Genomic DNA, 10853 nt, shown 5'->3' on the forward strand with positions numbered 1-10853 from the left:
CGTTCGTACCGCAATGAACGAAGAGCGGAGAAGGAACCTGATGACGGTACGGAAGGTCGCGGCGGTCGCCGGTCTGGTCGGCGTGTTGCTCACCACGGGCATGACGGCGGCGAGCTCGTCGGTGAAAGCCCCGGAGGCCGGGGAACTGAGCGCGACCGCGATCGACGCCTACATGCGGAACTATGTCGAGCGGACCCGGCTCCCCGGCGCCCTGGTCGCCGTCACCAAGGGCGACCAGGTCGTGCACGTCGCGGGTTACGGCCACACGGCCGGCGGCGAGGCGATCGGCGAGGACACGCCGATGCCGCTCGCCTCGGTCTCCAAGTCGTTCACGGCCCTGGCGGTGCTGCACCTCGCCGACCAGCGAAGGATCAGCCTGGACGCCCCCGTACGGAAGTATCTGCCGGAATTCACCATGGCCGACCCTCGCGCCGCGAAGATCACCGTGCGCGAGTTGCTCCAGCAGACCTCGGGGATGAGCGACCAGACCTTCCCCGAGCTGACGCTCCCCGCCCCGGACACGCTCCAGGACGCTGTCGCGATGTTGCGAACCGCCCCGCTCACCACCGAGCCCGGCACCAGGATGGCCTACCACAACCCCAACTACGCCGTCGCGGCGCGGCTGGTCGAGGTGGTGGCCGGGGTGCCGTTCGCCGAGTACATGGCCTCGACCGTGTTCCGCCCGCTCGGCATGACCGCCACCAAGACGGTGAACACCACCGAGGACCTCCCCGGCCGGGGCGCCGGTTACGTCCGCGCCTACGGCCGGCTCATCGAGCGCTCCCATCCGAAGTGGTTCCTCAACGGCTCGTTCGGGGTCGTCAGCACCGCCGATGACCTGGCCAAATGGCTGATCGCGCAGAACGGCGGCGGCCGGGTCTTCCCCAGCACGACCGTGAAGACCGCCCAGACCCCGTCCGGCGTGGACGGCAGCACGTACGGCATGGGATGGTACGCCGGGAAGAGCGCCGGCGGCGCGCCCGAACTCCAGCACACCGGCTGGCTGCTCAGCCACAACTCCGCGCAGACACTCCTCCCCACCAGCCGGTACGGCATCGCCGTCGTCACCAACACCGGGATGATCTCCGGTGACGACGCGGTCCTCATCACCGACGGCCTGATCGACATTCTCGAGGGCCGCCCCGACGCGCAAGCGGTCCCCTTCACCACGACCGCGGACCCCTGGCTGGCCGGCCTGACCCTGCTCAACCTCGCACTCGGCGCCTGGGGAAGCTACCGCGCCCGCCGCTGGGCCCGCCGCCGCGCGGGCCGGCCTCTCTGGCGTGCGCTCGTGCGGCTGATCCCCTACGTCCTGCCGATCGTGTTCTTCTTCGGCCTCACCGATCTGTTCGGCTTGCTGCTGAACAGGGTCGGCACGCTGGAGCAGGGCACCTATGTGTGGCTCGCGCTGTACGTCTGGGCCGCCACGGGCGCGCTGGCCGCCGCCGCCGTCATCGTCTCCCGCCTCATCCACACCGTACGCGCCCGCCGGACTCCGGGCTGAGCCGCCGGCGATGCCAGGAGGCTGGTGATTTCCCTGATGCTGACGCGGCGGTCCCGGCGGAGACTTCTCGCCTACGCCCCCGAGCCTGCGGACGGCGCAGCGCGGGTCACCTGCTGCCCGCCGATCACGCGGAGGCCGTCGCCAGAGCCCGCACCACCCCGCTTCCCTGATTCGTGGGTGCTTGCCTACTCCGCACGATCGACGGATTTTGGAACCATGTCGTACGCGTCCGCTGAAGCGGTCATCCGGTTATCACTTCCAGCCGCCCCCGGAGGTGACCTCTCATGACGACGCGCGTGGTCATCGCCGGGGCCGGCATCTCCGGGCTGACAGCGGCCCTGAGCCTGCACGCCGCCGGGATCACCGAGGTGACCGTCCACGAGGCGGTGCCGGAGATCCACCCGCTCGGCGTCGGCATCAACATCCTCCCGCACGCCATCCGCGAGCTCATCGAACTCGGCCTGGGCGACCGCCTGGCCAGGATCGGCGTGGCGACCGCGGACCTGACCTTCCTCACCCCGCGCGGCCAGCGGATCTGGTCCGAGCCGCGCGGGCTGAACGCGGGCTACCGGTGGCCCCAGTACTCGATCCACCGGGGCCGGCTGCAGATGATGTTGCTGGAGGCGGTACGCGAGCGCCTCGGCCCAGGGGCGGTGGTGCTGAACTCCCCCATCACCGGCCTCCACCACGACGCGGACCTGCTCATCGGGGCCGACGGCATCCGCTCCAGCGTCAGGCAGGCCCTGTTCCCCGGCGAGGGCGAGCCGCTGCCGGCCGGCGACGTGTTGTGGCGCGGCACCACCTACACCAGGCCGTTCATGACCGGCCAGTCCATGATCATGGTCGGCGACGGCACGCAGAAGCTCGTCATCTACCCCATCGCACCGCCCGCCGACGGCAGGCAGCTGATCAACTGGGCCATCCAGCGCAGGGCGCACGTCGAGGGGGTGCCCCGGGGCGACTGGAACCAGCGCATCGGCGTGGAGAAGGTCCTGCCCCACGTGGAGGGCTGGCACTGCGACGAGCTGGACCTCTCCGCGCTCATCGCCTCGGCCGAGCAGGTGCTGGAGTACCCGCTGGTCGACCGTGACCCGTTGCCGTCCTGGTCGACGGAGACGGTGACGCTGATGGGCGACGCGGCGCATCCGATGTACCCGACCGGTTCCAACGGCGGCACCCAGGCCGTCATCGACGCCCGTGTCCTGGCCTACGCGCTGGCGAACGACCTGGGCCTGAAGTTCTACGAGGACCAGCGCCGGCCGGTCACGAACAACGTCGTGCTGGCCAACCGTAAGGACGGGCCTGAGGTCATCCTGCGGCTGGCCCACGAGCGCGCCCCGCGGGGTTTCACCGACATCGAGCAGGTCATGCCGCTGGCCGAACGCGAGGAGATCGCCCTTCGTTACAAGAAGCTGGCCGGCTTCGAGCCCGCCACCCTCAACGCGCGCCGGAGCTGGTCACTGTGAACGACTGTCGTGTCGTGTTCATGACATGGCGGGATCTCGCCTCCGCAGAACATTGAATCGAACACACTTCCTGGGCGAGGCTGCTCGACGGCGTTCGCGGCGCCGTCGAAAGCGATGGCCGGGCGCCGTGTGTTTGGAGGCCCGGTGCGGCGCGATCCCCTGTTCACCCGGTTGCGCCGTGGCGCGTCGCTCCTGGCCGTCACGTTACTGACCCTCTCAGGAACGGTCGCGCCCGCCCACGCGGAGCCCCCTTCCGAACTGTCGGCGCGGCTGGCCGCGGACGGCGTCACCGACTTCTGGGTGGAGTTCAAGGAGCAGGCCGCGCTGAAGTCGGCGGCGGCGATCAAGGACTGGTCCAAGCGTGGCGCGGCCGTGGTGGAGCAGTTGCGCTCGACCGCCGAGTCCAGCCAGGCCGGGGCGCTCGGCCTGCTGCGGGACGCGGGGGTCGAGTACACCTCCCTGTACATCGACAACTCCCTGTACGTACGCGGCGGCTCCGCCGAACTGGCCGGGAAGCTGGCCGCCGATCCGGCGGTCGAGCGGGTCCGGCTGCCGCGCACGTACACGTTGCCCAAGCCCGCCCCCGGCGAGCGCGTCGCCGCGGCGGGACCGGTGGAGTGGGGCGTCAGCGCCATCCACGCCGACCAGGTGTGGAGCGAGTACAAGACGACCGGCCAGGGCGTCGTGGTGGGGAACATCGACTCCGGGGTGGACTTCACCCACCCCGCTCTCGCCGGGTCCTACCGAGGGAACAACGGCGACGGCACCTACACCCACGACTACAACTGGTACGACCCCGCCAAGATCTGCGCCCAGGCCGCGCCGTGCGACAACTTCGGGCACGGCACGCACACCATGGGCACGATGGCGGGCGCGGACGGCATCGGCGTCGCGCCCGGCGCCCGCTGGATCGCGGCCAAGGGCTGCAAGGACTTCCAGTGCGGCGACCTGACGCTGGCGCAGTCCGCGCAGTGGATGCTCGCCCCCACCAAGGCCGACGGCTCTGACCCCGACCCGGCCAGGCGGCCCAACATCCTCAACAACTCCTGGTCCTCCGCGCCGGGAGACCCGTGGTACCAGGACTACGTACGCCAGTGGGTGGCGGCGGGCATCTTTCCGGCCTTCGCGGTCGGCAACGACGGGCCCGCGTGCGGGACGCAGCACTCGCCGGGCGAGTACCCCGAGTCGTACGCCGTCGGGGCCGTCGGCCAGAACGGGAACGTGGCCGGGTTCTCCTCCCGCGGTGAGGCCGGGACCTCCGACAGCAAGCCGGACATCGTCGCGCCCGGCCAGAACGTGCGGTCGAGCGTGCCCGGCGGCGGCTACCAGGTGCAGCAGGGCACCTCCATGGCCACCCCGCACGTGAGCGGCGCCGTGGCGCTCCTGTGGTCGGCCGCGCCCGCGCTGGTCGGGGACGTCGCCGCGACCCGGGCCGTGCTCGGCGCCACCGCGCACGACCACGCCGACACCACCTGCGGCGGCACGGCCGGGGACAACAACGTGTACGGCGAGGGCATGCTCGACGTCTATCGGGCCGTCGGCGCCTCGCCCCGCACCGGCACCGGCGTCCTGACCGGCGCGGTCACCGACAAGAGCACCGGCAAGCCGGTCGCCGGCGTCCGCGTCACCGCCAAGGGCCCGCGCGTGCTGGACACCACGACGGGCGATGACGGCACCTACCTGCTCCACCTGGACGAGGGCGACTACGACGTCAGCCTGTCGCTCTTCGGCTACGACGCAACGGACCTCAGCGGTGTGCGGGTGACCCGCGACGACAGCATGACCAAGGACGTCGCCCTGTCCCCGACGCCGACGAAGGACGTGACCGTACGGGTCGTGGACGGCTCCGGCCACGGCTGGCCGCTCTACTCGGCCGTCTCCGTCGAGGGGGCCTCGCGTACGTGGTTCACGGCTCCCGGCGACGGCCGGGTGAGCGTCGCCCTGCCCGTGGGCGGCACGTACGAGGTCACCGCCACCCCGCGCTACCCCGGCTACCTGCCGGTCACCGCGCAGGTCGAGGCGGGCGCCGTCCTTGAGTTGAAGGCCGGGATCGACGCCACGGCCTGCACGGCCCCCGGTTACGCGGCCGGCGGCGGGGCCTGCGCGCCGGTGGCCGGCGGTCTCGTGTACGGAGCCGTGACCGACGCGAACACCCGCAAGCCGGTCAACGCCGCGACCGTCACGCCCGACGGCGGGACCGGCGGCGAGACCGTGGCCACCTCCGACGACCCGGGGCTGCCCGACGGGTTCTACCGGGTGTTCGCTCCCCTGTCGTCCGGCAAGCGGGTGCTCACCGCCGTCCAGCGCGGCTACCAGCCGGCCACCGCCCCCGTGAAGTCCGGGGCGGACCAGGTGACCAGGACCGACTTCGCGCTCAAGGCGGGCCTGCTGTCGATGACCACGGACGAGGTGTCGGAGGACGCCCGGCTCGGCGAACGGATGAAGTCCCGGCTGACCCTCACGAACCGGGGCACGGCGCCGCTGACGTACGACCTCGCCGAGTCGCGACAGAGCGCCGCCGTTCAAGGTGAGGGCGCGCCCGTAAGCCGGGTCACGACCCCCGGCCTCAGCCCCGCCGCGATCACACCCTCCACCGCGCCGGAGAACGCCGCACCTGCCGCGATCACGACGCCCGCCACCGCCCCGGAGAACACCGCCCCGGAGAACACCGGGCCCGAGACGGCCGGGCTGGACGCGGCGCCCTGGGCCGATATTTCCGACTATCCGACCACGATCAGGGACAACGCCGCCGGGTACCTCGACGGCCGTGTCTACTCCTTCGGCGGTTCCCTGCGCGGCGAGGGCGGCACCCCCGCCTCCTACGTCTACGACCCGGCCGCCAAGTCCTGGACACGGCTCGCCGACATGCCGGACGCCCGCCAGAAGCCCGCCTCCGCGTTCGTGGACGGCAGGTTCTACGTGGTCACCGGCTGGGGCCAGGACGGCACGCCCGCCACCCGTACCCTCATCTATGACCCGAAGACCGACGCCTGGAGCACCGGCGCGGACAACCCGCATCCGTGGGGCGCGGTCGGCTCCGCCGTGCTGAACGGCAAGATCTACGCGGTCGGCGGTTGCACCGGTGAGTGCCAGACCGCGACGGACCAGGTCACGGTGTACGACGTGGCGAGCGACAGCTTCACCGAGGCGGCCCCCTACCCGGAGCCGATCTCGTGGGCGGCCTGCGGCGGGATCGACGGCAAGGTCCACTGCGCGGGCGGCCTGGCCGAGGGACCGCACGGCACCCCGCACGCCTACGTGTACGACCCGGCGCGCAACGCCTGGTCCAAGTCCGCCGACCTGCCGCTGGACCTGTGGGCGAGCGGCTACGCGGTGACCGGCGGGCGGCTGGTGGTCGCGGGCGGCGTCACGAACGGCGGCAGCGCGCTGACCAACGAGGCGTTCTCGTACGACCCGGACGCCGACACCTGGACCGCACTCCCGAACTCCCGCAACGCCCTCTACCGTGGCGCCGCCACCTGCGGCCTGTACAAGATCGGCGGCGCGAACGGCCCGCGCGTGACCCCCTACGGCGAGGTGCTGCCCGGCTTCGACGGTTGCGACCCGGCGGGCACGGACGCGCCCTGGCTGAGCGCGGACCCGTCACACGGCACCCTGGCACCGGGCCGCAGCGCCCGCGTCACCCTGACCCTCGACGCCCGCGAGCTCGACCGGCCCGGGACGTACGAGGCGCGGCTGACGGTCAACGAGGACACCCCCTACCCGGCGCCGGGCATCGACGTGACCCTCAAGGCACAGGCGCCCTGGCACTGGGGCCGGCTGTCCGGAAAGGTGAGCTCGAAGGCGTGCGACGGTAAGACGGCCCCGCTGCCGGGGGCCACGGTGACGCTCCGGCGGGGGCGCGACACCTGGACGGCGAGCACCGACGCCGAGGGCCGCTACACGCTGTGGGCCCCGGGCGGCCTGCTGAGAAGCGAGGTGGCGGTGACGGCCGACGACCACCGGACGACCACGTTCGACGTGCGCCTGCTCCCGCACACCGAGGCGCACCACGACGCCACCCTGCCCCGCACCAACTGCTGACCCGCCCTGCCCTGGCCTAACCTGGCCTGACCTTAACCGGGAGGCCCTGACCGGGAGGGCCGGGGCTGACCGGGAGGGCCGGGGCTGACCGGGAGGGCCGGGGATCGGGCACGCGGGGCGCACCGGGCGAGACGTGGTGATGGCTCAGGTGGACGTCGCCGAGCTGCCCGTCCAGTCCTGCCACCAGGAGCCGACGACCCCGCGCTTGACCGCCAGCACGTCCTCGGCCGCCCACAGGAAGCGCCACCCGCGCTCGTCCTCCACCGCGCTCTCCATGAAGTGCCCCGGCACCCCCAGGCTCACCAGCTCCGCGATCGTCTCGCGCATCTGCGTCAGGCTCCCGAACCGCTCCGGCAGCAGGTCGAGTCAGGGGTCGGGATAGTGGCGGGCCTCAACGGGAAAGTCGATCGCCACGAACCTGTCCACGAGGTCCGGCCGCCGCGCCGCCAGCTGGTAGGCGTTGACGGCCCCGAGCGAATGCCCGATGACGGTCACCGGCCCGAGCCCCAGGCGCTGTCGACGTAGGCGAGCCGGACACCGGCGGGTGTGGTGAGGAATCGTGTCTCCGTCATGCTGCGTGACTCTAATCGAGTGTCTCGAATAGAGGCAACTCGATTAGAGATAAGCTGCTGCGCATGTTGGAGTTGTGCGTCCTGGGGTTCCTCTACGAACGGCCCATGCACGCATACGAGCTGAGGGCCCAGATCTCCGGCCTGTCCGGGCACATCAAGCCGGTGAGCGACGGCGCCCTCTATCCGGCACTCGACCGGCTGCGCAAGGCCGGCCTCTTGGACAAGTGGCCGGACCCCGGCGGCGGCACCAGGCAGCTTCTCTCGCTCACCGACGAGGGCCGGGAGGAGTTGCTCCGACGGTTGCGCGACCCGGCCGAGGTGGAGGTCACCGACCGCAACTCGTTCCTGATTCTGCTGGCCTTCCTCGGTTACCTGCCCGACCGCGCCGACCAGGCGGGCGTGCTGCGCCGGCGACTGGAGTTCTACGACCAGCCCGCCAGCTACTTCTACGACAAGGGCCGGCCGCTGCGGGCCGCCGAGATGACCGACAGGTTCCGCAAGGGCATGTTGTCGATGGCCGCGGCCACCAAACGGGCCGACATGGAGTGGCTGCGCAGGGAGATCGCCGATCTGGAGGCCGGCTGATCCTCGCCCCGCCGGCCGACACGCCCTGTTCGCCGAGGCATTCTCACAGTAGTCTCCTGTCTGATCCGGACTGCGGACCGCGGGAGTTGTGTTCATGCCGTCAGGAGCACTCGACGATGTCGAGGGTGGCCCTTCAGCGGAGAAACCCGCGTTGGGTGCGCTGTTACGGGCGTGGCGTGAGAGGGCGCTGCTGACCCAGGAGCAGTTGGCGGCGCTGGCGGGGCTCAATGTCCGGACCGTTCGCCGGCTGGAGTCCGGTGAGTTGCGACGGCCGCGCAGCATGTCGGTGCGACTGCTGGGTGAGGCGCTGGGACTGGACGCCGCGGAGCTGTCGATCCTGACCGCCGCCGCGAGCGGCATCCCGCAGAGCTCCCGCCCGGCGCGGGCGGCACCGCGGCAGTTGCCGGCCGATGTGGCGTTCGTCGGCCGGGCAGCGGAGCTGGCCCTTCTGGACGAGGCCGGCGGCGCGACCACGGTGTTGATCACCGCCATCGACGGCATGGCGGGTGTCGGCAAGACCGCGCTGGCCGTGCATGCCGCGCATCTGCTGGCCGCCCGTTTCCCCGACGGTGATCTCTTCGTCGACCTGCACGGTTACACGCAGAGCATGACCCCGGCCGACCCGGCCGACACGCTCGCCCGCGTGCTGGGATTGCTGGGCGTCCCCGGCGAGTCGATCCCTCAGCACGTCGACGATCGGGCGGCACTGTACCGGACCCTGCTGGCCGAGCGCCGCATGCTGCTCGTGCTGGACAATGCCGCCGACGAGGCGCAGGTGGAGCCGCTGCTGCCGGGTGCGGGCGGCTGCCTGGTGCTCATCACGAGCCGACGGCGGCTGGTCGGCCTGGACGATGTCCGTACGGTGTCGCTGGACGTGCTGCCGGTCACCGACGCGATCGCGCTGTTCTCCGACACCGCCGGGCCGGAGCGGGTGGCGGGCGTGCCGCGGGAGGCGCTGGCCGAGACGGTCAGGCGCTGCGGGCTGCTGCCGCTGGCGATCCGGCTGGCCGCGGCCCGGTTGAAGGCCCATGCGGCGTGGAGCGTGAGCCATCTGCTCGAACGGCTGGAGGAGCACCAGAGCCTGTTGAGCGAGTTGCACGCGGGCCAGCGCAGTGTCACCGCCGCGCTCGACCTGTCGTACAGGGAGCTGACCGTTGCCGAGCGGCGCGCGTACCGGCTGCTGGGGTTGCACGTCGGGCTGGACATCGCGGCCGAGGCGGCCGCCGCCCTGCTGGACACCACCCGCGAACAGGCCGTGCGGCTGCTGGATCGGCTGCTGGAGGCTCATCTGCTGCAGGAGCCGGCTGTCGGCCGCTACCGCCTGCACGACCTGATCCACGCCCATGCCGCCGCGATGGCGGCGGAAGAGGAGCCGGAGTCCGACCGGCGTGCCGCGCTGACCCGGCTGCTGGACCACTACGGCCAGGCCGCCTCGGCGGCGATGGACCGCCTCTATCCCTACGACGCGGACATGCGGCCCCACCTGCCGGCCGACACCGTGTCCATGCCCGATGTGCCGAGCGCCACCGCGTGGCTGGACGCGGAGCTGGCCAACCTGCTCGCCCTCGCCCAGCACGCCGCCGAACACGGCTTCCCCGCGCACATCCGGCACCTGTCGGGCACGTTGCACCGATGTCTGCGCACCCGCGGCCGTTACGCCGAAGCCGAGGCGCTGCATCTGCGGGCGCTGTCCGCCGCCGTGGACCCGCCGGGCGAGATGGAGGCGCTCCTGGGGCTGGGCGAGATTCGTTGTGTGATGAGCCGGTACGAAACGGCGGTCGAGGACACCATGCGCGCCCTGGACATCGCCCGCTCCGTCGGCCACCGGGCCGGAGAGCTGCGGGCGCTGCATGGCGCCGGCGCGCTGTACGCCTACCAGGGGCAGTTCGCGCCGGCCGTCGAAGCCTTCACGGAGTCGCTGGGCATCGCCCGCGAGATCGGCCATCGCACCGGTGAGCTGGACGCGTTGATCGACGCCGGCCAGGTCCACCGGCTGATGGACCACCATGAGGCCGCCGCCGACCACCTGACGCAGGCCCTCGAACTCGCCAGGACGATCGGGCACCGCACCTGTGAGTCGCGGGCGCTGCAGGGCCTCGGCCACAGTCATCTGAAGCTCGGCCGGCACCGGCAGGCCGAAGACTGCTTCTCGCAGGCCCTGAGCCTGGCCCGCACCACCGGGCACCGGCTCGGCGAGCTCACCAACCTCAACGGCCTGGGCCATGTGTACCGGTCGCAGGGGCTGCGCGAAAAGGCCCTCGACTGCTACCAGCAGGCGCTCGACCTCGCCCGCGAGATCGGCAACCGCAACTGGCAGTTCGAGGCCGTCCACGGCAGCGGCCGGCTGCAACACGACTCCGGGCGCTCCGGCGAGGCTCTCGAAAGCCACCGGGAGGCCCTCGACCTGGCCTTGGGCCTCGACCAGGCGAGCGATCAGGCCCGCGCCCACGACGGCCTGGCGCACGCCCACGCCGCCCTCGGGCACCACGACGCCGCCCGCCATCACTGGACTCAGGCCCTGGACATCATGGCCGCCCTCGGCGTCGACAGGACCGAGGAAAGAGGGGCCGACGCCGAGAGCATTCGTACGCACCTCGCCCGTCTCCCGCCGCCGGCTCCCGGGGACGAGACCTGATCCACCGTCCGCGGAGCGGCAGGTGTCTCAGGTCCCGCGTCGTCGCG

The 10853-nt window shown here is 71.8% G+C and carries 7 protein-coding genes; 5 read left to right on the forward strand and 2 right to left on the reverse strand.

From position 1 onward, the window contains the following. The first annotated feature begins 40 nt into the window (after window positions 1–40). The 3 genes from ACFPZ3_RS18900 to ACFPZ3_RS18910 all read left to right on the forward strand — a co-directional run bounded on the left by ACFPZ3_RS18900 (window position 41) and on the right by ACFPZ3_RS18910 (window position 7014). On the forward strand, window positions 41–1504 hold the full coding sequence (locus tag ACFPZ3_RS18900; RefSeq protein ID WP_379515448.1) for a serine hydrolase domain-containing protein: 1464 nt from the start codon (window positions 41–43) through the stop codon (window positions 1502–1504). Window positions 1505–1788: 284 nt separating this feature from the next. Continuing rightward, window positions 1789–2970, forward strand: coding sequence for a flavin-dependent oxidoreductase (locus tag ACFPZ3_RS18905; protein ID WP_379515449.1), 1182 nt, complete (start codon window positions 1789–1791; stop codon window positions 2968–2970). 144 nt (window positions 2971–3114) lie between these two features. Next, on the forward strand, window positions 3115–7014 hold the full coding sequence (locus ACFPZ3_RS18910; protein WP_379515450.1) for a S8 family serine peptidase: 3900 nt from the start codon (window positions 3115–3117) through the stop codon (window positions 7012–7014). Between the two features lie 144 nt (window positions 7015–7158). On the opposite strand, the gene ACFPZ3_RS18915 is transcribed toward ACFPZ3_RS18910, so the two are convergent. Together ACFPZ3_RS18915 and ACFPZ3_RS18920 are read right to left on the reverse strand one after the other, a co-directional pair. Beyond that, a complete protein-coding gene (locus tag ACFPZ3_RS18915) occupies window positions 7159–7341 on the reverse strand; it encodes a hypothetical protein (protein ID WP_379515451.1) in 183 nt (60 codons plus the stop codon). 39 nt (window positions 7342–7380) lie between these two features. Next, on the reverse strand, window positions 7381–7602 hold the full coding sequence (locus ACFPZ3_RS18920) for an alpha/beta fold hydrolase (protein ID WP_379515743.1): 222 nt from the start codon (window positions 7600–7602) through the stop codon (window positions 7381–7383). A gap of 47 nt (window positions 7603–7649) precedes the next feature. On the opposite strand from ACFPZ3_RS18920, the gene ACFPZ3_RS18925 reads away from it, so the two are divergent. Further along, window positions 7650–8171: a PadR family transcriptional regulator gene (locus ACFPZ3_RS18925; protein ID WP_379515452.1), complete on the forward strand. Its 522-nt coding sequence runs from the start codon at window positions 7650–7652 to the stop codon at window positions 8169–8171. A gap of 151 nt (window positions 8172–8322) precedes the next feature. Beyond that, window positions 8323–10806: an ATP-binding protein gene (locus ACFPZ3_RS18930; protein ID WP_379515453.1), complete on the forward strand. Its 2484-nt coding sequence runs from the start codon at window positions 8323–8325 to the stop codon at window positions 10804–10806. Window positions 10807–10853 lie beyond the last annotated feature (47 nt).

It is taken from the genome of Nonomuraea insulae, from assembly GCF_042656245.1.